Below are 24,349 nucleotides of genomic sequence, written 5' to 3'. Positions count from 1 at the left end.
CGTACGGGTGCTCCGGAGCACCCTCTTGTTCAATGGTCCTCCCGGCGGGAGGATCAGGTCCTCATGGGGCAGCCGCAGATACTCACCCGCGGGGCACGGATCTCCGGAACCGTCGCCTGCGCACTTGTCGCGCTCATCTCGGTGGGCTGGATCGTCCGTGATCTCGCCAAGGCGGACGGCCCCAGCCGTCTGTGGTGGATGTGGGCCGGGCTGCCGGCCGGCTTCTCCGGACAGGAGCTGTGGGTCACCGGACTCACCGATCTGATGCTGTTCCCGGTGTGTGCCGCGGTCGCGTTCACGGCGCTGCGCTCACCGGCCGCCGCCCCCGCGTTCGTCGCGGCCGGGATCCTGACCGTCGCGCTGCGGCTGCCGTCGCTGTGGATCCTGACTTCCGACTGGACCCGCCTGTGGGGTTCCGAGGACCTGCGCGGCCAGGCCCTGTGGAGCGCCGGTGCGCAGATCGCGCTCGCCCTCACCCTGATCGGTCTCGCCCTGTGGGGCTGGCGGCCACCTGCCCGGCTGACGAGCCACGGCTACCCGCCGCCCCCTCAGGAGGCGGCGGCGGCCCGGCCGTCCAACGGCGCCGCGGCGACCGCGTTCATCTTCCTCGGCGCCGCAGCCCTGGTCCGCGCCTCCTGGGAGATCTACCGGCTCGAGGAGTACGGCTGGGACGTGTACGAGAGCCGGCTCACCGGCGGCCGGAACGCGGTCCTCACCCTGCTCTCCACCCCGTCCGCCTGGTCCGCCGCCGCGCTCGTCCTGATCGCCCTGGTGGCGGCCGTCGCCGCCCTGAGCCACGCGACGTTCAGCCGCCCGCTCGGCATGACGGCGGCCACGGCGGTCCTCGTGTGGGGCGTCCTCGACATCAGCGCGGCGGTCAAGACCGACGCCTTCGACAGCATCACCGACGCGCCGCTGCTGACCCAACTCCACCTGTCGAGTGCCGTGTTGTACGCGGCGGCGGGTGCGATCGTGCTCGTCGCCCTCTCCCAGCGAGGCGAACATCCTCCCTACGGCGGCCCGAGCCACGGCTCCACCTACGCCTACGAACCGCCCGCCCCGTACGACCCACGGCCGCCGTACGACCCGCCGCCGTCGCCCTACGGGCCGCCGCGGTAGTACGCACTCCGCCGCGGCTCACACCCCGGCGGGCTCCAGGGACAGCGCGCGCCGCAAGAAGTCCACCTGCAGCCGCAGCAGGTTCTCCGCCACCTGCTCCTGCGGAGTCATGTGCGTCACCCCGGACAGCGGCAGCACCTCGTGCGGCCGCCCGGCGGCGAGCAGGGCCGAGGAGAGCCGCAGCGTGTGCGCCATCACCACGTTGTCGTCCGCGAGACCGTGCACGATCATCATCGGCCGGGCCGGCTCCACCGCACCGCTCAACCCGTCATCGGTGACCAGCGAGTTCGCCGCGTACACCGCGGGCTGCTCATGCGGATCGCCGAGGTACCGCTCGGTGTAGTGGGTGTCGTACAGCCGCTGGTCGGTGACCGGTGCGCCCACGATCGCCGCATGGAAGACGTCGGGCCGCCGCAGCGCCGCGAGCCCCGCGAGATAGCCGCCGAACGACCAGCCGCGGATCGCGACCCGGGACAGATCGAGCGGGAAGGCATCGGCGAGCGCCTGCAGCGCCGCCACCTGGTCGTCGAGCACCACCGAGGCGAGATCGTCCTTGATCGCCTTCTCCCAGGCGGGAGTTCGCCCGGGCGTCCCTCGCCCGTCCGCGATCACCACGGCGAAACCCTGGTCGGCGAACCACTGCGAGGAAAGATACGGATTGTGCGCCGCCAGCACGCGCGCGTGGTGCGGTCCGCCGTACGGATCGAGCAGCACGGGCAGCGGCCCGTCGCCCTCCTGGTAGTGCGAGGGGAGCAGGACGGCGCACGGGATGCGCCGTGCGCCCGCCTCGGTCAGCGTCACGCGCGGGGTGATACCCGGAAGTTCCGCGTACGACGGGACGAGAGCTGTCTGCTTGCCGTCCCGCAGCACCTGCACCTGCGTCCCAGGCTGCCCGGGCAGCGCCGAGACCAGCACCGTGACCGAGCCCGAGCGGACCGCCGAGTGCACACCGGGTTCCTGCGAGATCCGCTCCAGGCCCAGCTCGTTGACCCGGTACACATGGATCTCGCCGGTCTCCGGCGCGGCCGCTTCGGCGCCCGCGGAAGCGGCGATCAGCACATCGTCGTCGCTGATGTCGAGCACGGCCCGCACCTGCAACTGGGCTCCGGTCAGCGGCCGTTCACCCACCGAGAGCACACGTGCGCCTCCCTCGTCGGCGATCCGTACCAGCTGTCCCGACGGCGACCAGGCCGGTACGCCCGGCAGCAGCTCCAGCCAGTCCGGGTCCTCGTCCGCGTGCACCATCCGCGTCGACCCGTCCGCCGGGTCCACCGCCAGATACAGCTGACTGCGCTGGTCCCGCGACTGGACGAGCAGCAGCGGTGCACCGGATGCCGACCAGTGCACCCGGGCCAGATACGGATAGCGCGCCCGGTCCCACTCGACCTCCACGCGCGCGCCGTCGAGCCCGAGCAGGCACAGCCGTACCTCCGCGTTGTCCGTACCGGCCGAGGGGTAGGCGACCCGCGCCGGTTCGCGGTCCGGGTGCGCGGGGTCGGCGATCCACCAACGGCGTACGGGGGAGTCGTCCACCCGGGCCGCGAGGAGCCGGTCGGAGTCGGGGGACCACCAAAAGCCCCGGTAGCGGCCCATCTCCTCCGCCGCGATGAACTCCGCGATGCCGTAGGCGACTTGCTCGGACTCCGGCGTCGCCAGCGCCCGGTCGTCCATGCCTTCGGCATCCGTGACGCGCAGCGCGCCCCGGGCGACGTAGGCGATGTGGCGGCCGTCGGGGGAGGGGCGCGGGTCGATCACCGGTCCCGGAACCCGCAGTTCACGTGTGGTGCCGTCACACAGACCGGCGGTGAACAGGCGGCCCGACAGGGCGAAGGCGGCCAGTTCCACGGCCGTGTCGGTGGCGTAGCCGACGATCCCGCCGCCGCCCTCGCGGGTGCGCTCGCGCCGCGCGCGTTCCGCCGCGGACAGCTGCTCGCCCGCGCCGGCGAGCAGGGCCGCGGGGTCGGCGGCCACCCGCTCCTCGCCCGACGACGCTTCAAGATCAAGGACCCGGAGGACGTTGGCCCGATCGGTGCCCGAGCCGGAACGGAGGAAGGCCACACGTGCGCCGTCCGGGGACACGGTGAACGCCCTGGGAGCCCCGAGCGAGAAGCGCTGGGTGCGGGCATGCCGGCGGGGGAAGCTCTGCTGTCCGGTGGTCATGGTTCGAGGCTACTGATCCGAGGGGCCGCATGCGCCCCTCGTGCTGCCATGCTCCGATGCCGAGCCCGGGCACGGAAAGTTATGATTCGGTAGCGCTGGGCGGTCGTTACAGCTTCCCGGCGCTTCCCTGTGTCCGTTCGTGTGGGTCATGCGAATTCTTGGAGGTGAACCGCTGTGGCACTGTCGATTTCGGCGGTGGTGCTCTTTGCGGTGATCGTCTTCCTGTTGATCAGGAAGTCGGGGCTCAAGGCGGGACACGCGATCGTGTGTGTGCTGCTCGGCTTCTACCTCGCCAGCTCCTCGGTGGCGCCGACCATCAACGAACTGACCACCAACGTCGCGGGCATGATCGGCGGCATCAAGTTCTGACCCCGGCTGCGGCCGGCGGTGCCCCTTCGGCCTCGTAGGCTTGAGCCATGACCGAACTGGCGGACCGCCGTCTGCTCCTGGTGCACGCGCACCCCGACGACGAGTCGATCAACAATGGCGCGACGATGGCCAAGTACGCCTCCGAAGGCGCCCACGTCGCGCTCGTCACCTGCACCCTCGGCGAGGAGGGCGAGGTGATCCCGCCGGACCTGGCCCATCTCACCGCCGACCGGGAGGGCACTCTCGGCGCCCACCGGATCGGCGAACTGACCGCCGCCATGAAGGAACTCGGCGTCACCGACCACCGGTTCCTCGGCGGCCCGGGCCGCTTCCACGACTCCGGGATGACGGGTCTCGCCACCAACGACCGCCCCGGCGCCTTCTGGGCCGCCGACGTGGACGAGGCCGCCGCCCTCCTGGTCGCGGTGATCCGCGAGCTCCGCCCCCAGGTCCTGGTCACCTACGACCCGCACGGCGGCTACGGGCACCCCGACCACATCCAGGCCCACCGGGTCGCGATGCGCGCCGCCGACCTCGCGACCGAGGCGGCCTTCCGCCGCGACCTCGGTGAACCGCACACCGTCGCCAAGGTCTACTGGAACCGCGTGCCCCGCTCCGTGGCCGACGAACGCTTCGCCGCACTGCGCGCGGGCGCACTCGACGAGCTGCCCTTCGACGAGGCGGCCGAGCCCGACGACGTACCCGGACTCGTCGACGACGCGGTGATCACCACCGAGATCGACGGCCGGGCCGCGGCCCCGGCGAAGGCGGCCGCGATGGCCGCGCACGCCACGCAGGTGGCGGTCGAGGGCCCCTGGTTCGCGCTCTCCAACCACCGGGCGCAGCCCCTCTTCGACATCGAGTACTACGAGCTGGCGCGCGGGAATCCGGGCGCCCCCGACGGCGAACGCGAGACGGATCTGTTCGCAGGAGTGGTGACGTCCCTGTGAGTACATCCGAAAGATCGATCGGCGAACCGCTGCGCCCCGGCCGCATCGCCCTGCTGGTAGCCCTCTTCATCGCCGGTGCACTCGCCGGTCTCGCCGGTGCACTGGTCCAAGGCGGCCTGTTCCCGGGCGGGTTGCTGCTCGCGCTCCTCGGCGCCGCCGGTCTGTTCCACGGCGGCTCCAGGCTGACCGGCGGCAAGAGTGGGGCGCTCGCTCCGGGGGGCGGCTGGCTCCTGACCGTGCTGCTGCTGACCTCGAGCCGTTCCGAGGGCGACTTCGTCTTCGCTGCCGGACTCGGCTCGTATGTCTACCTTTTGGGTGGAATCACGCTCGCTGTGATCTGTGCCACGGTCGGCTCCGTGCAGCAACCGGACAGGTCCGCCACCCGACTTGGCAGGTGACGTACCAGTTCGGACCGGGGCTTGTTCGTCTTTGACGCAGTCAGCGGATGACGCCCCGGGACGGCCAGTATGGTGGTGCGCGCCGCCGAGCTGCCCGCGCACGGACAAGACGGGCGGCGGAGCCGATCGGGAGAACCTGCCTTGAGTCGTGAAACTGACAGTTCGTCCTCCGGGCCCAAGGGGCGCGGCGGAGCCGCCTACCCCTCGGGTACGCCGCCGTACGGAACCGACGGCGGTCCGGAAGCCGGTGCAGACGCGGAGCGGCCGGGAACCGACAAGCAGTCGGACGAGCCCGAGACGCAGACCACGCTGACCACCAGGGTCCGGATCAACATCCCCGGATCCCGCCCCATCCCGCCGCTCGTCATGCGCACCCCGGTGAACGAGGGCGAGGCGTCCGGCGAATCCTCGCCGCTCCCCAGGGGCGGCTCCGAGCCGGCCGGACCGAACGGGTCCGCGCCCACTCCGCCCGCCGCGCCCGCTGCCGAGCCGGCGCCCGAGCGCTCCGAACCGGAGGAGCAGGCCACCAGCGACTGGTTCGCCCCGCGCAAATCGCGTGGCGGGGCGAAGAAGCCCGGCGGCCCGCCGGCCGGTACTCCGGGTCCCGGTGCGGCCGGTACCGCCGGTACGTCCGGCGGTCCACCATCGCGCGGCCCGTCGTCGGGTCCTGCCGCCTCCGGCACTCCGGCGGGTGGCACGCCTGCCGCGGGTACGCCCGCGGGTGGTCCGCGCCCCGGCGGCCCGCGGTCAGGCTCCTCCGGCGCTCCGGGTACGCCCGGGTCCGGCCCCGGCGCTCCGGGTGCGCGCCCGACCCCTCCGGGCGGTCCGCAGACTCCCGCCACCGGTTCGCCCGCCCCGAGCACCGGCGCCGGTCCCTGGGGCAACGGCGGTGCGCCGCCCACCGGTTCGCCCGGGCCCGGGCGTCCGGGAGCCGCCGGCCCGCGGCCGCCCGCCGCGGGCGGTCCTCCCGTACCGCCGAGTGGGCCGACCACCGGCCCCGCCACCGGCGACGGGCTCGTCCTGCCGCCCGGTTTCCGGCAGCAGGGCGACGCCGAGCCGCCGCGGATGAGCGACGACACCGCCGTCCTCACTCCGCAGAAGCCCGGCCCCGGCGGCCCGGTGCCCGGCGGCGGGCACGTCTCGGGCGACACCCTCAACAGCGGCATCCCCGTGGTGCCCACCGGTCAGGGCCCCGGCCAGCAGTCGGGCCCCGGCGGCCCGTTCGCCGGCGGACCCGCGGCGCCCCACACCCCGCACACCCCGCCCGTGCTGCCCGAGCCGCCGCAGCAGCAGGGCCCGCCGCCCGCCGCCGGGAGCCGGCCCGCCGCGCCGGCCAAGCGCGGCCGCAACAAGCTGGTTCTGGCCGGCGCGGGCGTCTTCACCGTCCTCGTGCTCGCGTACGGCGCCGGGCTCCTGATGAACCACTCGGACGTACCGAAGGGCACCACGGTCCTCGGCGTCGACATCGGCGGCGGCACGCACGACGCGGCCGTCAAGAAGCTGGACGCGGCGCTCGGCAAGCGCGCCACCCAGGACGTCCGGCTGAACGTCGACGGCGACGAGGCCGCACTCAAGCCCGAGAAGGCCGGTCTGTCCCTGAACTACCAGGCCACCGTGCGCAACGCGGCCAGCAGCGACTACAACCCGGTGTCCGTGATCGGCTCGCTCTTCGGCGGCGAGCGCGAGGTGGAGCCCGAGATCCCGACGGACGAGGAGAAGCTGGCCGACGCGCTCGGCCGGGTCGCCGGAACCTCGGGAAGCGCCGCCGAGGGAACCATCAAGTTCCAGCCGGGCAAGGCCGTTCCGGTGTACGGGAAGACCGGCAAGCGCCTCAACCCGCAGGGCTCGATCACCGCCGTCGAGGAGGCGTACCGGTCCCAGTTGGAGACCGGCGAGAGCAAGCCGGTGCAGCTGCCGGTGTCCTCGGCCAGCCCCAAGGTCTCCAAGGCCGAGGTCGACCGGATGATGAAGTCGTTCGCCGAGCCGGCGATGTCCGGTCTCGTCACGGTGCAGACCGACCCCGCGCACTCGGTGTCGTTCAGCCCCGAGAAGTCGATCTACAAGTTCCTCACCGTGGTGCCGACCTCCGAGGGCAAGCTGGTCGAGAAGTTCGACCCGGTAGCCCTCAAGAAGCTCTACGGCACGACGTTCGACGGGGTCACCGTCACCAAGGGAGACGGCAGCAAGAAGCCGGTCAGCTGGCAGGAGGTCGCCGGCGCACTGCGCGAAGCGCTGCGTGGCACCACGGCAGCGGACCGGATCGGCACGATCCAGACGAACGGGAACTGAACGGGAACTGGTCGTCGCCCCCGCTCCTCGAGCCCCTCAGGGGAACGAGGAGCGGGGGCCGTGGCAGCGCCCGAAGGCGCCGACGGGAGCCCCGGGCAGCGGCCTGCCGGTCTCGTCCCACGAGCGCCGGACGGGCTCGATTCACGGATGCATACGCGCACCCTTGAGCGCCTTGTCCACCCCGTTCCGCGGCCCATGCACCGCGATTCCCACCAGATCGAGCTGATCGCGAGGCACCGCCCGTACCGCCGCCCGATTGGCACGATCGTGCCCCGTGGCGAACAGGTCGGAGGTGAACACCGTCCGCGGCAGCCCGCGCGACAGGATCCGGCCGTGCGCGGTGGTCAGCAGTTCCTTGCCGCCCTCCAGGACGAGCACCGGCTGCCGGAACATCGGCAGATACGGGGTGTCGTCGGCGTCGGCGTACGGCTCCCCGACGAGTTCGGGGATCTCCCGCGCCAGACCGCTGACCAGGAAGGCGGTGACGTTCAGACGCTGCCAGACGGCCAGGTCGTCGCGGAGCAGGACGGCGATCTTGGTATCGAAGCGGACGGGCTCAATCTCGTGTTCCATACCCCGAGACTGCTCCGCCCGGTCCGGCCACGTCTTGTACGTTCTTTGCATGGCCGCAGGTCAGGAGATCAAGGCGTGGCGCCCGCCGGTCAGCGGTGTGGTGGAGGTCTTCCACGCCCGCTTCACCGAGCACGCGTACCCGATGCACGTGCACGACACCTGGACGCTCCTGATCGTCGACTCCGGTGCGGTCCGCTACGACCTGGCGGGCGAACACATCACGCCGCACGACACGGTCACCCTGCTCCCGCCGCACGTGCCGCACAACGGCTCACCGGCCACCGAGGGCGGCTTCCGCAAGCGGGTCGTCTACCTCGACGAGAGCCGTCTCGACGCCCGCTTCATCGGCCCGGCCGCCGACCGCCCCGACCTCGCCGACCCGCTCCTGCGCCGCCATGTCTCGCGGTTGCACGGCGCCCTCGCGCGGCCGGGCGACGAACTCGAGGCCGAGAGCCGCCTGGTACTCATCGGCGACCGCCTCCGCGGCCATCTGCGGCCGCGCCTGACTACCGGAGCGCCGCCCGCCGGTCCGCCCCTCGCCCGCGCCCTGCGCGAACTGCTCGACGCGCGCGTGGCCGAGGGCCTCACGCTCGACGAGGCGGCCCGCCTCCTGCACGCCCACCCCAGCCACCTCGTACGGGCCTTCAGCGGCGCGTACGGCATCGCCCCGCACCAGTACCTGATGTCCCGTCGCGTCGACCGGGCCCGGCGGCTGCTGCTCGACGGAATGCCGTCGGGACGGGCCGCGGTGGCGGCCGGCTTCTTCGACCAGGCGCACTTCACCCGGCACTTCAAGCGGACGGTCGGTGTCACGCCGGGCCGCTTCGTCCTCGACGGACGCCGCACCCGCGCCGCGTAGCACCTCCCGAAGTCCCGGGGGCGGCACCTCAGTTGAGCATGGCCCTGGCCACATGCGCCTGCGCGCGCAGATCGTCCGCGGCCTTGGGATCCACGACCTCCACCACCTCGGCGTACGACTCGAGTTCGGCCGCTCCCTCGAGGTACTCGCCGCGCCGTACGAGGAGTTGGGCCCGCTCCTGGCGCAGCCGGGCCGGGTGCGAGGGCAGCAGCAGCGACAGGTCGACGGCCCACAGCGAGACGTCGGAACGCTCGGGTCGCCCGGCGGCCCAGGCGCGGATGTTGTTCAGGATCCGCAGCACGGTCTCCAGCGGATCGGCGGGCCGCAGCATCGACGGTTCGAGCGAGGCCCCGGTGGTGCCCGCCACCAGAAGCTCGGCATCCCCGCCGTCCAGTACCCGCCCGCCGTCGAACGGGTCGGCCAGCACCTGCTCGCCGGGCGCCGTGTCCGGCGGCCCGAAACCGACCACGAAATGACCGGGCAGAGCCACCCCGTACACCGAGGCACCGGCCCTTCGGGCGACCTCGAGCCACACCACCGACAGCAGGATCGGCAGCCCTCTGCGGCGCCGGAGCACCTCGTGCAGGAGAGACGACTCCAGGCGTCGGTAGTCGCCCTGTGTGCCGTGGAATCCGTGGCCTCCGCCGAGGAGGTCGGCGAGCGCCGTCGCCCAGGTGTGCGGTCCTCCCGGCTGGAAGGGCAGCATTCCGGCGAGCCGGTCGAGCTCGATCTGGGCGGCGTCGATGCCGGCCTCGTCGAGACCGGGGTCGGCCTCGGCGCCGATCAGCAGGCAGAGCAGGGCCAGGTCCGGTCGTTCGGCCCTGGCCTCGTCGGCGAACCGACGCCGGCGTTCGGGGATCGGCTGGCGCATACGTCCCTCGTGCCCACTCAACGCGATCGGAAGCGGTCGTCGGAGCCCGGAACGCCGTCGGCCTCCACGCGCGCGTGGAGGCCGTTCTCCGGCTCTACGCGCGCGTGGCCGGTGAAGTCCGGTGGGAGCGCCGCAGCGTCGGGTGCACGGAAGTGGCTGTACCGGTGATGGACGGTGAAGCCGAGGCCGCCGTACAGCGCCCGGGCTGCCGCGTTCTCCTCCTCGACCTGCAGCCACGCGGCCGACGCACCCTCGTCGAGCGCACGCCGCGCGAGCGCGGCCATCACAGCCGTGCCGAGGCCCGCGCGCCGCCGACCGGGATCCACCTCGACCGCCATGAACCCGGCCCACCGCCCGTCCACCACACAGCGGCCGATCGCCGCGGGTACGGCCCCCTCGCCGTCGATCGTCGCGAACCACACCGAGGGCCCGCTGCCGAGCACCTGCCGCACATGAGGCCCCGGCTCACCGGCCCGCTGGTACCGCCGCAGCCAGTCCGCGTCGCAGCTCCGCGACAGCCGTACCGTGTCCACCGGTACGCCCTCGACGTCCCCGACCGGCGCGAGCGCGCCGACCAGAACCCCTGCCGTCACTTCCCGCGTCCATCCGCGCGCCGTGAACCCCGCCACGAGCGCCTCCTGGACGTCTCCCTCGGTCCCCGCGCGCGGGGACCCGGAGCGGGTGGCCAGCTGGGCGTACGCAGGCAGCCCGCGCGACGCGTACCACGCGCGCGTGGCCGTCAGCGCCTCGTCGAGCGGCAGGCCAGGGTCGCCCAGCGGCAGCAGCGAGTTCGCGCGCCGCGTGAAGCCACGGCGGGGTGCGTCTCCCACCCGCGGGCCCCCTGCCGGAAGCGGAGCGGCAGCAGCCCGCAGCACCCAGTCGCCGAGCCGTTCGCTCTCCACCGGCTGCCAGGCGCGCGCCATCACGTGCGCCATCTCGTCGAAGGTCGCCGCCGGACCACGTCGCCGGGCAGGAGCCGGCGGCACGATCTTCCCCGCGACCAGGGTTGACTCCTCGATCCGGACGACCTCTCCGGTGCGCCGTGTGATGAGCAGCACACCGCCGGTCCAGGATGTGAGAACCCCGACCGTGTCCGTGAACCGATCCGTGCTGTTTCCGTCTTCGTACCTGCGGCGCACCGAGACGCGTTTTCCCACGTCACCGGGGTTAATCTGGACTTCGAGGCGGCCGCCTCCGATGATTTCCAAGGCTCTCTCCGCCCCTCCTGTTCGGATCATCCCCCGGAACGGAGATACTAGGTGCGGGCATCGACGACGCCGCGCTCCCGCGCGCCAGGCGGCGGAGGCCTGAGGAGGCCCGCCAGCGCCCTATCGAGGAGGAACGACAGCGTGACCTACGTCATCGCGCAGCCTTGTGTCGACCTGAAGGACAAGGCCTGTATCGAGGAGTGCCCGGTCGACTGCATCTACGAGGGCTCCCGGTCCTTGTACATCCACCCGGACGAATGCGTCGACTGTGGTGCCTGTGAGCCGGTCTGCCCGGTCGAGGCGATCTTCTACGAGGACGACACTCCGGAGGAGTGGAAGGACTACTACAAGGCGAACGTCGAGTTCTTCGACGAGCTCGGTTCGCCGGGCGGTGCGAGCAAGCTCGGTCTGATCGAGCGCGACCACCCGTTCATCGCCGCACTGCCGCCGCAGAACCAGTAACGGCGGCCGCCGCCCCGGTCCCGTACGGCACACCGCCGTACGGGGCCGAGGCGTTTGCGCCGTCGGCCGGCGCGGTGACGCGTCGCGGACGGCGACCTGGCCGCGGTTCCTTCACGGGCCGCGGTCGTGAAGAACGCGCACAGACAGCGCGAGAGCAGAGCGCGGACCGTGCAGGCACTGCGCAGTCGGTGTGAGAAGAGCGCGAAGAAAGCGAGTCCCGTGTCCGCCGTATCCGACCGGCTTCCCGTCTTCCCCTGGGACAAGCTCGAGCCCTACAAGGCCACCGCGGCAGCGCACCCGGGCGGCATCGTCGACCTGTCGGTCGGCACTCCCGTCGATCCGGTGCCGGACGTGGTGCAGAAGGCTCTGGTGGCCGCGGCGGACTCGCCGGGCTATCCGACGGTGTGGGGTACGCCCGCGCTGCGCGACGCGATCGCCGGCTGGGCCGAGCGGCGGCTCGGCGCCCGCGGGGCCGGCCACCGCAATGTGCTGCCCGTGGTGGGCTCCAAGGAGCTCGTGGCCTGGCTGCCGACCCAGCTCGGCCTCGGCCCGGGCGACCTGGTCGGCGTCCCGCGGCTCGCCTACCCGACGTACGAGGTCGGAGCCCGCCTGGCCCGCGCCGAGCACGCGGTCTACGACGACCCGGTCACCGACCTCGACCCGGCCGCCCTGAAGCTGCTCTGGCTCAACTCGCCGTCCAACCCGACCGGCCGGGTCCTCGCCAAGGACGAACTGGCCCGCATCGTCGCCTGGGCGCGCGAGCACGACGTCCTGGTGTTCTCGGACGAGTGCTACCTGGAGCTCGGCTGGGAGGCCGAACCGGTCTCCGTGCTCGACCCGGAGGTCTGCGGCGGCTCGTACGAGGGCATCGTCGCCGTGCACTCGTTGTCCAAGCGCTCCAATCTGGCCGGCTACCGCGCCGCGTTCGTCGTGGGCGACGAGGCCGTGCTCGGTGACCTGCTGCAGATCCGCAAGCACGGCGGCATGATGACGCCCGCCCCGGTGCAGGCCGCCACGGTCGCGGCCCTCGGGGACGACACCCACGTGGCCGAGCAGCGCGAGCGCTACGCCGCCCGGCGGGCGTCCCTGCGCGAGGCGCTGCTGCGGCACGGCTTCCGGATCGAGCACAGCGAGGCGAGCCTGTACCTGTGGGCCACCCGCGGCGAGTCCTGCTGGTCGACGGTCGCCCATCTCGCCGAGCTCGGCATCCTGGTGGCACCCGGGGACTTCTACGGCGAGGCCGGGCACGAGTACGTACGGGTCGCCTTGACCGCCACCGACGAGCGGGTGGCCGCGGCCGTCCAGCGGCTCTGACCCGCTGACGCGCACCACGACGCAGCAGGGCCCGGGAGGCGACTCCCGGGCCCTTTGTGGTGCGTCCCGGCCCGCTGCCGGGCCGGTGGGCGGCTCAGCCGAGCGGCAGGCCCTGGGTGGGCAGGCCGCCGATGAGGTCCTGGGACGCGGCGCCCACGGTCGGTGCGGCGTCCTCGACGGCCTGGCCGCCGGTCTGTCCCGCGAGCCCGGTGGCGCTCTCGGCGGCGCCGCCGACGGCGTCGGCGTCGAGAGCGGACACCGCGCCGAGGGCGCCGGTGGCCGGCAGCTCGGCGGCGCCGGCCGTACCGGCAGCTCCGACGACGCCTGCCAGGGGCGCCGCTCCCGCTGCGACGAGCAGAGCGGTGCGGGCGATCCTGCGGGTCAGGGGGAGGGACATGTTGCTCCTTCGAAACGGTGGGACGGACATCGTCCTGACCGGTCCCGTGTGCCCGGTGCGGGTACGGAATCCGGCGTACGGACGTCGTGACTACCGCTGGGACGCCCCGAAGGTTTCGGTGTACCGGCGTAAAGAGTTGGCAATGCGCTGCGTGATCGACTCCGGACATAACCGGTCGAAGTGCGTCTTGGGTGAGGTCCTGAAGAATCCTCACTTCCCATGGGGCGCAAGGGGATTGACGATCCGTGCGAGGGCCCTGAACGCCGGTCGGGAAACGTCGCACGGGTGCCTGCGGACCGCCACCTTCGAGTGACGAGTCGTACGGGTGACGGCCACCGTCCCCGCGCGGGACGACGCTCCGTGTGCGAGGCCCTCAGCGCGCGGTGACGATCCGTACCGCCTCGTCCGCACCGTCCCCGGCGGACGCGCCACCGGCCGCCCCGTCCCCGGCCTCGCTCCACTCCGCCTCGGTCTCGGCCGCCTTCCAGTCACGGCCCGCGTACGAGACCCGCTCGATCCGCAGCTCGGCGGCGTGTGCGACGGCCCAGTGCGCGAGTTCCCAGCCGCGCCTGCCTCGGGTGCTCTCCGCCACCGCGGCCGTCGCGTCGGCCACCGGCACGGACACCGTGCGCCGTTCCTCGTCGTCGTCCGAACCGGAGCTGTCCGAAGCGACGGCTCCCGCGGCCTCGGTGCGGGGCAGTATGTCCGTCCCGAAGTCCCGCCTCAGGGCCTTGCGCACCTTCGCCGGGTCGCCGGGCCGGGTCGCCTTGCGGGTCTCGCAACTGAAGACGCCCGGCGACCTGCCGGTCAGGGCCGCCGCGAGCAGCGCAGCGTCCGGCTCGTGCTTGGCGTACGCCTGCGGGAAGCCGCTGCGCTGCACCCGCTGGGCGGCGACGGTCAGCGGCAGTCGGGAGTAGCCCGGGACCTCGGCCAGGTGCTCGTAGAACTTCTCCGAGGTGTAGACCGGGTCCATGATCTGCTTCTCGGTGCCCCAGCCCTGTGAGGGCCGCTGCTGGAAGAGGCCGATCGAGTCGCGGTCGCCGTGGTTGATGTTGCGCAGCCCGGACTCCTGGAGCGCGGTCGCCAGGGCGATCGTCACCGCCCGCTCGGGCATGCCCCGTGCGGTCCCGACGGCCGACACCGTCGCCGCGTTCACCGCCTGTTCCGCGGTGAACTCGTAGGTCCCGCCGTCCCCGTCGCCCGAGACGACCAGGCAGCGGGGTGCGCGCTTGCCGCCGCCCGCGTACTGCATCGCCAGATAGCCCGCGAGCGCGACCAGCACGGCGAGGGCCGCTCCGAAACGAAGGATCCGGCCACGCCTGCGGGTGGGGGAGGGCTGAGCTGGCACGCGGACCACCGTACCGGTGTCCGTGGGTGACCAGTGGCTCTCGTCGGGGCGCTGCGGACGCAGGTCCCGCGGCGAACGGAAGCTGGCCCTCCGGCGGGCGGACGCCGAGCCTCCACCCACCGGGGAGGAGACCGGGCGCGAAGACGCCTCGGCTAGGGTCGCGGCATGGCCGAAGCACCCCTTGACCTCACGCTCGACGCCGCGGAGCTCACCGCCCGGCTCGTCGACTTCCCGTCCGAGAGCGGACAGGAGAAGCCGCTCGCCGACGCGGTCGAGGCCGCCCTGCGCGCCCTGCCGCACCTTTCGGTCGACCGGCACGGGAACAACGTGGTCGCGCGCACCCGCCTCGGCCGTCCCGAGCGCGTCATCCTGGCCGGCCACATCGACACGGTGCCGATCGCGGAGAACGTGCCGTCCCGGCTCGACGAGGACGGCGTGCTCTGGGGGTGCGGCAGCTGCGACATGAAGGCCGGCGTCGCCGTACAGCTCCGGATCGCCCAGACCGTACGGGAACCCAACCGCGACCTGACCTTCGTCTTCTACGACAACGAAGAGGTCGCCGCCCATCTCAACGGCCTCGGCCACGTCGCCGACGCCCATCCCGACTGGCTGGAGGGCGACTTCGCGGTACTCCTCGAGCCCTCCGACGGGCAGGTCGAGGGCGGCTGCCAGGGCACTCTGAGGGTCCTCCTTCGCACCGGTGGCGAGCGTGCCCACTCGGCGCGCAGCTGGCTGGGCTCCAACGCCATCCACGCCGCATCGCCGATCCTCGAGCGGCTCACCTCGTACACCCCGCGGTACCCGGTCATCGACGGCCTCGAGTATCGCGAGGGCCTCAACGCGGTGCGTATCGAGGGCGGCGTCGCCGGGAACGTCATCCCCGACGCCTGCACGGTCACCGTGAACTTCCGCTACGCCCCGGACCGTTCCGAGGAGGAGGCGCTGGCGCATGTCCGCGAGGTCTTCGCGGACTGCGGTGTGCAGGAGTTCGTCGTGGACGACCACAGCGGCGCCGCGCTGCCGGGGCTCTCGCATCCGGCCGCCGCGGCGTTCATCGAGGCGGTCGGCGGCACCCCGCAGCCCAAGTACGGCTGGACGGACGTCTCCCGCTTCAGCGCCCTCGGCGTCCCGGCGGTCAACTACGGTCCGGGCAATCCGCATCTCGCCCACAAGCGGGACGAGCGTGTCGACACCGCGAAGATCCTCGCGGGCGAGGAGCGGCTGCGGTCCTGGCTCACGTCCTGACCGCACCCCGACCGACCGCGCCCTGACCCACTGCGCCCCGACCGAACCGGGCGTTCACGCGCACTCCGCCCGGAGCCGCCCGGCATTTACGCCCCGCTTCACACGGGTCGATCTACGCTGAGGGCAGCACCAAGGACGGAAGGGGATATTCATGAGCCACCCGGACGAGCAGGGACCGGTCGAGGAGCAGTACCTGGGCCCGGTGGTACGCCGCCGCTCGCAGATCCAGCCCGGCACCACGGACCAGCGACTCCTCGACACCGAGGGCGATTCCGAGTGGGTGCACACCGATCCGTGGCGGGTCATGCGTATCCAGTCCGAGTTCGTGGAGGGCTTCGGCGCGCTCGCCGAACTCCCGCCCGCGATCAGTGTGTTCGGCTCCGCCCGTACCCCCGAGGGCACTCCTGAGTACGAGGCCGGGGTGGAGATCGGCAAGGCCCTGGTGGAGGCCGGCTTCGCGGTGATCACCGGCGGTGGTCCGGGCGCCATGGCGGCGGCCAACCGCGGCGCGCGGGAGGCGAAGGGCACCTCGGTCGGCCTCGGTATCGAGCTCCCCTTCGAGCAGGGGCTCAACGAGCACGTCGACATCGGCGTCAACTTCCGCTACTTCTTCGTCCGCAAGACCATGTTCGTGAAGTACGCGCAGGGCTTCGTCGTCCTGCCCGGCGGACTCGGCACCCTGGACGAGCTCTTCGAGGCCCTCACCCTCGTCCAGACCCGCAAGGTCACCCGATTCCCGATCGTCCTGTTCGGCTCGGCGTACTGGGGCGGCCTCGTCGACTGGCTCCGCGACACGGTCATCGCCCAGGGCAAGGCGGCCTCCCGCGACCTCCACCTCTTCCACGTCACGGACGACGTGACAGAGGCGGTCACCCTGGTGACGAAGGAAGTATCGGGCTGAACGTCGGCACGGCCCGGCCGCAACTCCCGCCGGGCCGGCACGTCCGGCAACCGCGGCCCGCGCGGCGCGCGACGACACCCCATCCCGAGGGCGGAGCCCCGGGTTCCGGAGTGGAGCCCCGGCAATCAACGGGGCCCGGGGCCGGCCGGCCCCGGGCCTAACTCAAGCCCCGCCGCGCCACTGAGGGTGCGCGGACCCCCGCGATCGCCCCCACCATCTCCAACACCTGCCGCGTCTCGGCGACTTCATGCACCCGGTACACCCGCGCCCCGAGCCACGCGGACACCGCCGTCGTCGCCAGTGTCCCGATCAGCCGCTCCTTGACCGGCCGGTCGAGCGTCTCGCCCACGAAGTCCTTGTTGGACAGCGACACCAGGACCGGCCACCCGGTCTCCGCCATCTCACCGAGCCGCCGCGTCGCCTCGAGCGAGTGCCGGGTGTTCTTCCCGAAGTCGTGCCCGGGATCGATCATGACGGACTCCGGCGCCACCCCGAGCTCCACCGCGCGTTCGGCCAACGAGACCGTGACCTGCAGGATGTCGGCCATCACGTCCTCGTACGCGATCCGGTGCGGCCGGGTCCGCGGCTGGACACCACCCGCGTGCGTGCAGACGATGCCCACCCCGTAGCGTCCCGCCACCTCCGCGAGACGCGGATCGACGCCGCCCCAGGCGTCGTTGAGGAGATCGGCGCCCGCCTCGCAGGCCGCCTCGCCGACCTCGTGCCGCCAGGTGTCCACGCTGATGATCACGTCCGGGAACCGGCGCCGCACCTCGGCGACGAACCCGACCGTACGGCGCGCCTCCTCCTCGGCGGTCACCTCCTCGCCGGGGCCGGCCTTCACCCCGCCGATGTCGATGATCGCGGCGCCCTCGGCGACGGCCTGCTCGACGCGCGCGAGGGCCGGCTCGTCCCGGAAGGTGGCGCCCTGGTCGTAGAAGGAGTCCGGGGTCCGGTTCACGATCGCCATGATCACCGGCTCGTGCGCGGCGAACTCCCGCCCACCGAGCCGCAGTGGCCCTTGCATCCCCTGATTCCTCCTCGCGTCGCTCGCCTGCGACCTTAACTGTCAGTGCTCCATGGCACGATCGGACCCGAACAGTGTGCCGGGGCCGCCGCCCGCGAGGACCGCGGGGCGCTCCCGGGACACGGACGTCGGTGGTGCCTTCCGGGGAGATGGTCGTGTTCTGGTTCCTGCTCATCGCGCTCGTCGTGGTGGTCGCCGCGGTCGCGCTCGCCGTGGTGGGCGGCGGCGAGAAGGGCGCCCTGTCGCGTCCCGTGCCCGACCGCCTGGTCGACCCGCTGCCCGAGGAGCGCCCGGTGGGCCGGGCCGACGTGGAAGCGCTGCGCCTGCCGATGGCGGTACGCGGCTACCGCATGTCCGAGGTGGACGACGCGCTCGCCCGCCTCGGCGCGGAACTCGCCGAGCGGGACGCCCGGATCGCCGAGCTGGAATCGGCGCTCGCGGGCGCGGAGGCGTCGGCCGTCGGCGGCGGACTCTTCCCGGCGTACGGCACCGGTCAGCCGGCGCCGTACGACACCCGGCAGGACAGCCCGCAGGCGCCGTACGACACCGGAGAGATCCCCCAGCACCGACCGCAGGACCGGGGGGAGACCTCCGCGGCCCGGGCGCCGGGCGAGCCCCACTGCCCCGAGGACGCCACACCCACCGACCCGGGCACTCCCACCGACCCGGGCACTCCCACCGACCCGGGCACTCCTACCGACTCGGGCACCGCCGCCGACCCGTACGCCGTCGACCCCCAGGGCCCGGACGCGCCCTACGGCCCCGAGGAGCCCCGCCGGTGACCGCCGCACAGCCTGGCCCCGACGGAGCGCTCCGCTGCCCCTGGGCCCTGTCCAGCGAGGACTACACGGAGTACCACGACGGCGAGTGGGGACGCCCGGTCCACGGCGACGACGCGCTCTACGAGCGACTGAGCCTGGAGGCCTTCCAGTCCGGCCTCTCCTGGATCACCATCCTGCGCCGCCGTGAGGGCTTCCGCCGCGCCTTCGCCGACTTCAAGATCGGCTCGGTGGCGGCTTTCACCGAGACCGACGCCGCCCGCCTGCTCGCCGACGCGGGCATCATCCGCAACCGCGCCAAGATCGACGCCACCCTCGCGAACGCCCGCGTCCTCGCCGACTGGTCCCCGGGCGAACTCGACACCCTGATCTGGTCGTACGCGCCCGAGCCCGCCGGCCGCCCGGCGCCGCGCACCCTGGCCGACGTCCCGGCGATCACCGACGAGTCCAAGGCCCTGTCCAAGGCGCTCAAGAAGCGCGGCCTGCGCTTCATCGGGCCCACCACGGCGTACGCGATGATGCAGGCCTGCGGACTCGTCGACGATCACCTCGCCGACTGCAGGGCGCGCGGCGGAGGTTGAGCCGCGCGGGCGTGCGCCGGTGGGCCCTCACCGACCGAGATACGTCGGCTCCTCCTTCGCGATGAAGGCCTGTACCGCGATCGCGTGGTCCTCCGAAGCGCCCGCCTTCGCCTGCAGTTCCTCCTCCTTGAGCAGGGTCTCGGGCAGCGTGTGGGACGCGCTGTGCGCGAGCGACTCCTTGATCGCCGCGTAGGCGAGCGTCGGTCCGTCGGCCAGCGCGCGGGCCACCTTCCGTGCTTCGGCGGCGAGTTCGCCGGCGGGCACCACCCGGTTGGCGATCCCGAGCTCGTACGCCTCCTGGGCCTTGATGCTGCGCGGGAAGAACAGCAGGTCGGCCGCCCGGCCCTGGCCGACGAGTCGCGGCAGCGTCCACGACACGCCGGAGTCGGTGGTCAGCGCGACCCCGGCGAACGAGGTGTTGAAGCCGGCGGTGTCCGCCACGATCCGGTAGTCCGCGGCGAGCGCGAAACCGAATCCCGCGCCGGCCGCGACCCCGTTCACGCCCGCCACGACCGGCTTCGGCATCTCGGTGAGGGCGCGCACGATCGGGTTGTAGTGCTCGGCCACCGTGCTCATGGTGTTGCCGGTGCCCGCGTCGCGCTCGGCGGTGAGGGTGCCGATGTGCTCCTTGAGGTCCTGGCCCACGCAGAACGCCTTGCCCGTCGCCGTCAGCAGCACCGCCCGCACCGCGGGGTCCGCGGCGGCCGAGAGCACGGCCTCGCGCAGTGCGACCTTGGCCTCCGTGTTCATGGCGTTCATGGCCTCGGGGCGGTTGAGGGTGATCGTCGCGAGTCCGTCGTTCACCTCGTGGAGCACGGTGTCGGCCATGGTGCGGGTACCTCCGTCGCTGGGCGTTACGTCGTCGGAGCCAGGATGACGGAGATCGCAGCGGGCGGATATGTCGCAGGAGGTGTGACCTGCGTCTAACAATTCGGGATCGCAGTGACGCGTGGGGCGGCGCAGTATCGCAGTCACATCGCCGAATTGGGTGGTTTTGCTCAAGTGGCTTGCCCAAGCGATACGGACCGATGTTGGTCATCGGGTCCGGCCATGCGGGATAATGGCCTGGAAGCAATGTGTTCGATGCCGGTGACACAGCGCCTGTCATGGGGCCGCCGGCTGCGATGAGCTGGTTTCAGGAAGGGGAACGAGCATGGCGGCCATGAAGCCGCGGACGGGCGACGGCCCGCTCGAGGTGACCAAGGAGGGGCGGGGCATCGTCATGCGCGTTCCGCTCGAAGGCGGCGGTCGGCTTGTCGTCGAGCTGACGCCCGATGAGGCCGACGCGCTCGGCGACGCCCTCAAGAAGGTCGTCGGCTGACGCGGAGCGCTCAGCGCTGATTCAGGATGTGACTGCCCCGGCACACTAACAGCGTGTCGGGGCGTCGCCGTGCCGGGGTTCTGCCGGGGTCGAAGCCGGACCTGGGGCGGCGCCCGGCCGTCCCCGCCGCTCAGCGCTTGACGGCGCAGAGCAGCCCGTCGGCCGTGGGCAGCAGGGCCGGCAGCAGCTCCTGACTCTCCCGTACGGCCCGCAGCAGTTCCCGCTGGCGGACCACCTCGACGGGCTGCGGGCCCGAGTCGACCGTACGGCCGTCCGCGAAGACGCCCTCGAAGCAGACAAGGCCGCCGGGGCGGAGCAGGCGCAACGATTCAGCGAGGTACTCGAGGCACTCCATGCGGTCGCCGTCGCAGAACACCACGTCGTAGCCGCTGTCCGCGAGCCGTGGCAGTACGTCGAGGGCGCGCCCGGGGATGAACCGGGCCCGGTTGCCCGCGAAACCGGCCGCGCGCAGTGCCTCGCGGGCGAACTGCTGGCGCTCGGGCTCGGGGTCCACGGTCGTCAGGACGCCGTCCGGGCGCATGCCCTGCAGAAGGTGGATTCCGGACACGCCCGTGCCGGTGCCGATCTCGGCGACCGCCTTGGCTCCCGCGGTCGCGGCCAGCATGGCGAGCGTCGTACCGGTGGCCGGGGACACCGGACGCAGCCCTGACTCCCTGGCCCGCTCGCGGGCCCAGAGCAGAGCTTCGTCCTCGGCGACGAAGGCGTCCGCGAACGACAGGCTCGACTGCCGGTTGCCGGTGATGACCCTCTCCTGTCCCCGTTGTTGGCCTGGCGGTGACTGTATCCGCTGGCGCCGGGAACCCGCAGATGGGACCGGGCGTTAATGAGGGGGGAACTGAGGAGGAAACACCGGACGGGGAGGTGCGGGAGAAGCGCATGGGTCACGTCACCGAGCGCGGCGCAGATCAGGGCACCGCCCTTATGCCAAATTCACGTAAAAACGCTTACACGGAGCTAACGGTCGGGATGGCTATGGTAGGGGCTCCACTGGACACCACCAGAGCCGACAGGGGAGGTGCGGCTACGGCCGGTGACCGGGGAAAAGTGTCGCGACTGCGACGTCGTTTTCTCAGGTCGACGGGCGAGCCGAAATCCGTGACCAAGAATGCTGACCGTTTCCCCCGCAGCCCCCGAGGCGCGGGAGGTGCCACTGACACCGAATCCGCACACACCGCGACCTTTGCCGCCGATGCGGAATCGGGGGCGTGGACTCCGCCCAGCTGGGAGGAGATCGTCAGCACGCACAGCGGCCGTGTGTACCGCCTCGCCTATCGCCTCACGGGTAACCAGCACGATGCCGAGGACCTCACCCAGGAAGTCTTCGTCCGCGTCTTCCGCTCGCTGTCGACGTACACGCCCGGCACCTTCGAGGGCTGGCTGCACCGCATCACCACCAATCTCTTCCTGGACATGGTCCGGCGGCGCCAGCGCATCCGTTTCGACGCCCTCGGCGACGACGCGGCGGAGCGGCTGCCGAGCCGTGAGCCGTCGCCGCAGCAGGTCTTCCAGGACACCCACTTCGACGCCGATGTGCAGCAGGCGCTCGACACCCTCGCGCCGGAGTTCCGCGCCGCGGTCGTCCTGTGCGACATCGAGGGCCTGTCGTACGAGGAGATCGCCGCGACCCTGGGCGTCAAGCTGGGCACCGTGCGCAGCCGTATCCACCGTGGGCGCTCGCAGCTGCGCAAGGCACTGCAGCACCGTTCGCCCCAGGCCCGCGCGGAGCGGCGTCTGGTCGGGGCCACCGGTGTGCCCGCGCTGGGAGGAGGGGGCGCGTCCGCGTGAGTGGTTCACGTCCTACACCTGCCGAGCAGCACCTGGGGGACCGTCTCGCCGCCCTGGTGGACGGCGAGTTGGGCCATGAGTCCCGCGAGCGGGTGCTCTCTCATCTCGCGACCTGCGCCAAGTGCAAGGCCGAGGCCGATGCGCAGCGCCGGCTCAAGAGCTATTTCGCGGACACGGCGCCGCCGCCGCCCTCGGAGGGTTTCCTGGCGAGACTGCAGGGGCTGCCGGAGGGCGGCCCCGACGACGGTTCGCCGTTCGGTGGTGACGAGGTACTTCCGCTGTCGGCCGACCGTCTCTTCGGCATGCCCGGAGAGAGCGCGTTCCGTTACGCCCCCGCCGACGGTGGGGGCCTGCTGCCCGGCGGCGACTCCGGGCGCGGTTTCCGTATCCATGACGTCGGGCGCAGTACGGCGGAGCGATCGGCCTCGCGCGGCCGCCGGTTCGCGTTCGCCGCGGCCGGAGCCGTCTCGCTGGCCGCCATCGCGCTCGGCGGCGTCTCCACGGGACTGCCGAGCGACACCGGTGACGTAAGAGGCTCGAAGGCCGCCCCTCAGCGCAGCCAGGGCGGGGGCAGCGCCGCGACGAGCGACACGCAGCGTCGGCGTGGTGGGGGACAGCTGGCCGCTCAGGCGGGCCAGGCCGACACGATGGCAGCCCCGGCCGCCACCCCGAGCGCCTCGGCGCCGCTGCTGCCCGGCGTTCCGCAGCGCGAGCGGATGCTGCGGGAGGCGAGGGCTCAGGGCGTGCCGGTCTCCCCGCTGCTGTCCGGTGCCGCCGCTCTCTCGCCGCTGATACGGCCGGTGTCGGAGACCGCCGCGGAGCAGGCACGGGTACGAGGGCCGGGTGGCCGTGGGCCGGCACCGGGGCTCGACCCCAGGTCAGGACTCGACTCGACCTCGGGTGTCTGGGCCGGGGCATCGTCCCGTCCCACCGCGTCCTCGGGCCCGTCGGTTTCGTCCGCCCGCTGATCGGTCCCTGCGCGATCGCTCGTAAACCTGGTTGAATTCTGCTGGCCGTGTCCGTCCCGGGAATTGGTGCCCGGACGGTTGCGGCACCGGGGAACGAGACCGAGCCGCGCGACGCACGTGCGCGCGGCTCACCGCGGGATCGGGGTGCGACCGCCTCGGCCGCGCACCAGCTGTGGGGAGAACATGGACGAGCGCAAGCCCACCGGGCCGAAGGCGAAGTGGTGGAGCCGTCCACGACGTGCGGCAGGCGAGGGACACGCGGAGACAGCTGCGCCCGAGGCTGCGCCGGGCCCCTCGGGTTCCTCGCCCGGCGAGCCGCATCCGGACCGGCCTGCGACCTCCAACTCCCTCTCAGCGCAAGGCGGTACGGCGCCGGGGGCCGCAGTTGCGGATCCGGACGCGTCGGCCGGGACCTCCCCGGGATCGGCCTCTGCACAGGTCGCGGAGCCCGGTGACGGTGACTACTTGCTCCGGGGCTCCGGAGCTGTCTCGGGGGACGCTGCCACGGTCGATGCGGGGCCCGACTCGGCCCGTTCCGCAGGTCCGGCCGGTTCGGCGGATGCCGAGGGAGAGCCCGAGGACGCCGTGCCCCCTGCGGAGGACATATCCGGTGCGCCGGCAACCTCGGCGACGGACCTGCCCACGCCCGGCCCATCCGCGCGAACTCCGGTGCCAGCCACCGCCGTTGACGCAGCTCCCGGCCCCAGCGCTTCCTCCGCCCCTGACCCCGCTCCGTCGCCCGACACCGTTGCCTCGGGCACGCCCGCGTCGGGTACCTCTACCTCGGGTACGCCCGCCTCCAGTGCTCCCGCGTCGGCGACGCCCGCGTCCGGCACCCCCGTCGACGATCGGCCCAAGCCCCGCCACGCACCCGATCCGTACGGCACTCCGCCGTACGGCGAGCCCGGGCCATGGGCCCCCGCACCGCCCGTGCAGCGCCCGGTCGCCACTCCCGCGCAAGGCACCCGGGTGCCGCCTGGTTCTTCACCGGCCCCCGCGCAGCAGCCCATCACTACTCCGGCGCAGGGCACTCACGTGCCGCCGAACACCGCGCAAGGTACTCAGGTGCCGCCTGGTTCTGCATCGGCGCCCGCGCAGCAGTCCATCGCCACTCCGGCGCAGGGCACTCACGTGCCGCCGAACACTGCGCAAGGTACCCAGGTGCCGCCTGGTTCTGCACCGGCGCCCGCACAGCAGTCCATCGCCACTCCGGCGCAGGGCACTCACGTGCCGCCGAACACTGCGCAAGGTACCCAGGTGCCGCCTGGTTCTGCATCGGCGCCCGCGCAGCAGTCCATCGCCACTCCGGCGCAGGGCTCTCACGTGCCGCCGAACACTGCGCAAGGTACCCAGGTGCCGCCTGGTTCCGCGCAGGCGCCCGCACAGCAGTCCATCGCCACTCCG

Annotated in this window: 22 protein-coding genes and 2 pseudogenes; 15 read left to right on the top strand and 9 right to left on the bottom strand. The window is 72.5% G+C overall.

Annotated features, from left to right (window positions below):
- Positions 1 to 63 precede the first annotated feature (63 nt).
- Positions 64 to 1,119, top strand: a complete 1,056-nt coding sequence (locus tag DSC45_RS35750; protein WP_162929245.1) for a hypothetical protein — start codon at positions 64 to 66, stop codon at positions 1,117 to 1,119.
- A gap of 18 nt (positions 1,120 to 1,137) precedes the next feature.
- Here the strand turns inward: DSC45_RS35750 and DSC45_RS16605 are convergent, their stop codons facing one another.
- Entirely contained in the window at positions 1,138 to 3,279 is a 2,142-nt protein-coding gene (locus tag DSC45_RS16605; protein ID WP_119291594.1) for a S9 family peptidase, read from the bottom strand.
- Between the two features lie 174 nt (positions 3,280 to 3,453).
- Here DSC45_RS16605 and DSC45_RS16600 point away from each other — a divergent pair, with 174 nt between their 5' ends.
- The 4 genes from DSC45_RS16600 (at position 3,454) to DSC45_RS16585 (ending at position 7,285) form a co-directional block, all read left to right on the top strand.
- On the top strand, positions 3,454 to 3,648 hold the full coding sequence (locus DSC45_RS16600) for a hypothetical protein (RefSeq protein ID WP_119291592.1): 195 nt from the start codon (positions 3,454 to 3,456) through the stop codon (positions 3,646 to 3,648).
- Positions 3,649 to 3,695: 47 nt separating this feature from the next.
- A complete protein-coding gene (gene mshB / locus DSC45_RS16595; RefSeq protein WP_119291590.1) occupies positions 3,696 to 4,598 on the top strand; it encodes an N-acetyl-1-D-myo-inositol-2-amino-2-deoxy-alpha-D-glucopyranoside deacetylase in 903 nt (300 codons plus the stop codon).
- Positions 4,595 to 4,996, top strand: coding sequence for a DUF6113 family protein (locus DSC45_RS16590; protein ID WP_119291588.1), 402 nt, complete (start codon positions 4,595 to 4,597; stop codon positions 4,994 to 4,996). Before mshB ends, DSC45_RS16590 begins: the two co-directional genes overlap by 4 nt.
- 141 nt (positions 4,997 to 5,137) lie before the next feature.
- A complete protein-coding gene (locus tag DSC45_RS16585; RefSeq protein ID WP_119291586.1) occupies positions 5,138 to 7,285 on the top strand; it encodes a hypothetical protein in 2,148 nt (715 codons plus the stop codon).
- 141 nt (positions 7,286 to 7,426) lie between these two features.
- Here the strand turns inward: DSC45_RS16585 and DSC45_RS16580 are convergent, their stop codons facing one another.
- Positions 7,427 to 7,858: a DUF2000 domain-containing protein gene (locus DSC45_RS16580; RefSeq protein ID WP_119291584.1), complete on the bottom strand. Its 432-nt coding sequence runs from the start codon at positions 7,856 to 7,858 to the stop codon at positions 7,427 to 7,429.
- A gap of 49 nt (positions 7,859 to 7,907) precedes the next feature.
- On the opposite strand from DSC45_RS16580, the gene DSC45_RS16575 reads away from it, so the two are divergent.
- A complete protein-coding gene (locus DSC45_RS16575) occupies positions 7,908 to 8,717 on the top strand; it encodes a helix-turn-helix transcriptional regulator (RefSeq protein ID WP_119291583.1) in 810 nt (269 codons plus the stop codon).
- Positions 8,718 to 8,745: 28 nt separating this feature from the next.
- On the opposite strand, the gene DSC45_RS16570 is transcribed toward DSC45_RS16575, so the two are convergent.
- Both DSC45_RS16570 and DSC45_RS16565 read right to left on the bottom strand, forming a co-directional pair.
- The gene (locus tag DSC45_RS16570) at positions 8,746 to 9,588 is read right to left on the bottom strand and encodes a transglutaminase family protein (protein ID WP_119291581.1); all 843 of its coding nucleotides are present in this window, start codon (positions 9,586 to 9,588) and stop codon (positions 8,746 to 8,748) included.
- Between the two features lie 17 nt (positions 9,589 to 9,605).
- A complete protein-coding gene (locus DSC45_RS16565) occupies positions 9,606 to 10,796 on the bottom strand; it encodes a GNAT family N-acetyltransferase (protein WP_119291579.1) in 1,191 nt (396 codons plus the stop codon).
- A gap of 141 nt (positions 10,797 to 10,937) precedes the next feature.
- On the opposite strand from DSC45_RS16565, the gene fdxA reads away from it, so the two are divergent.
- Both fdxA and DSC45_RS16555 read left to right on the top strand, forming a co-directional pair.
- Positions 10,938 to 11,258: a ferredoxin gene (gene fdxA, locus DSC45_RS16560; protein ID WP_119291577.1), complete on the top strand. Its 321-nt coding sequence runs from the start codon at positions 10,938 to 10,940 to the stop codon at positions 11,256 to 11,258.
- 219 nt (positions 11,259 to 11,477) lie between these two features.
- Entirely contained in the window at positions 11,478 to 12,572 is a 1,095-nt protein-coding gene (locus DSC45_RS16555) for a bifunctional succinyldiaminopimelate transaminase/glutamate-prephenate aminotransferase (RefSeq protein WP_119291575.1), read from the top strand.
- A 160-nt stretch (positions 12,573 to 12,732) separates the two neighbouring features.
- On the opposite strand, the pseudogene DSC45_RS16550 reads toward DSC45_RS16555, so the two are convergent.
- Positions 12,733 to 12,969 (bottom strand): annotated as a pseudogene (locus DSC45_RS16550) (ATP-binding protein); the annotation flags it as partial.
- A gap of 373 nt (positions 12,970 to 13,342) precedes the next feature.
- The gene (locus tag DSC45_RS16545; RefSeq protein ID WP_205571347.1) at positions 13,343 to 14,317 is read right to left on the bottom strand and encodes a heavy metal transporter; all 975 of its coding nucleotides are present in this window, start codon (positions 14,315 to 14,317) and stop codon (positions 13,343 to 13,345) included.
- A 165-nt stretch (positions 14,318 to 14,482) separates the two neighbouring features.
- On the opposite strand from DSC45_RS16545, the gene dapE reads away from it, so the two are divergent.
- On the top strand, positions 14,483 to 15,562 hold the full coding sequence (dapE, locus tag DSC45_RS16540; protein ID WP_119291572.1) for a succinyl-diaminopimelate desuccinylase: 1,080 nt from the start codon (positions 14,483 to 14,485) through the stop codon (positions 15,560 to 15,562).
- Positions 15,563 to 15,713: 151 nt separating this feature from the next.
- The gene (locus tag DSC45_RS16535; protein WP_119291570.1) at positions 15,714 to 16,463 is read left to right on the top strand and encodes an LOG family protein; all 750 of its coding nucleotides are present in this window, start codon (positions 15,714 to 15,716) and stop codon (positions 16,461 to 16,463) included.
- Between the two features lie 157 nt (positions 16,464 to 16,620).
- Here the strand turns inward: DSC45_RS16535 and folP are convergent, their stop codons facing one another.
- A complete protein-coding gene (folP, locus tag DSC45_RS16530; protein WP_119291568.1) occupies positions 16,621 to 17,490 on the bottom strand; it encodes a dihydropteroate synthase in 870 nt (289 codons plus the stop codon).
- 149 nt (positions 17,491 to 17,639) lie between these two features.
- Between folP and DSC45_RS36380 the strand changes: the two are divergent.
- Both DSC45_RS36380 and DSC45_RS16520 read left to right on the top strand, forming a co-directional pair.
- Positions 17,640 to 17,954, top strand: a pseudogene (locus DSC45_RS36380) (DivIVA domain-containing protein); the annotation flags it as partial.
- Between the two features lie 314 nt (positions 17,955 to 18,268).
- The gene (locus DSC45_RS16520; protein WP_119291566.1) at positions 18,269 to 18,850 is read left to right on the top strand and encodes a DNA-3-methyladenine glycosylase I; all 582 of its coding nucleotides are present in this window, start codon (positions 18,269 to 18,271) and stop codon (positions 18,848 to 18,850) included.
- Positions 18,851 to 18,877: 27 nt separating this feature from the next.
- Here the strand turns inward: DSC45_RS16520 and DSC45_RS16515 are convergent, their stop codons facing one another.
- Positions 18,878 to 19,678 carry a 2-cyclohexenylcarbonyl CoA isomerase gene (locus DSC45_RS16515; protein ID WP_119291564.1) on the bottom strand — a complete coding sequence of 267 codons (801 nt, stop codon included), beginning with the start codon at positions 19,676 to 19,678 and terminating at the stop codon, positions 18,878 to 18,880.
- 325 nt (positions 19,679 to 20,003) lie between these two features.
- On the opposite strand from DSC45_RS16515, the gene DSC45_RS16510 reads away from it, so the two are divergent.
- Positions 20,004 to 20,171: a DUF3117 domain-containing protein gene (locus DSC45_RS16510; RefSeq protein WP_003966491.1), complete on the top strand. Its 168-nt coding sequence runs from the start codon at positions 20,004 to 20,006 to the stop codon at positions 20,169 to 20,171.
- Between the two features lie 130 nt (positions 20,172 to 20,301).
- Here the strand turns inward: DSC45_RS16510 and DSC45_RS16505 are convergent, their stop codons facing one another.
- Complete coding sequence (locus DSC45_RS16505) at positions 20,302 to 20,976, bottom strand: O-methyltransferase (RefSeq protein ID WP_119291562.1); 675 nt, start codon at positions 20,974 to 20,976, stop codon at positions 20,302 to 20,304.
- Positions 20,977 to 21,164: 188 nt separating this feature from the next.
- Between DSC45_RS16505 and sigE the strand changes: the two genes are divergently transcribed.
- Both sigE and DSC45_RS16495 read left to right on the top strand, forming a co-directional pair.
- Positions 21,165 to 21,977, top strand: coding sequence for an RNA polymerase sigma factor SigE (gene sigE / locus DSC45_RS16500; protein WP_119291560.1), 813 nt, complete (start codon positions 21,165 to 21,167; stop codon positions 21,975 to 21,977).
- Complete coding sequence (locus tag DSC45_RS16495; protein WP_119291558.1) at positions 21,974 to 22,945, top strand: anti-sigma factor family protein; 972 nt, start codon at positions 21,974 to 21,976, stop codon at positions 22,943 to 22,945. The genes sigE and DSC45_RS16495 overlap by 4 nt, the downstream gene beginning before the upstream one ends.
- Positions 22,946 to 24,349: the final 1,404 nt, after the last annotated feature.

The organism is Streptomyces sp. YIM 130001 (genome assembly GCF_003574445.1).
Classification (GTDB): Bacteria; Actinomycetota; Actinomycetes; order Streptomycetales; family Streptomycetaceae; genus Streptomyces.
Note: the sequence above shows the minus strand (reverse complement) of the source record. Positions and strands in the feature narration are given on the sequence as shown.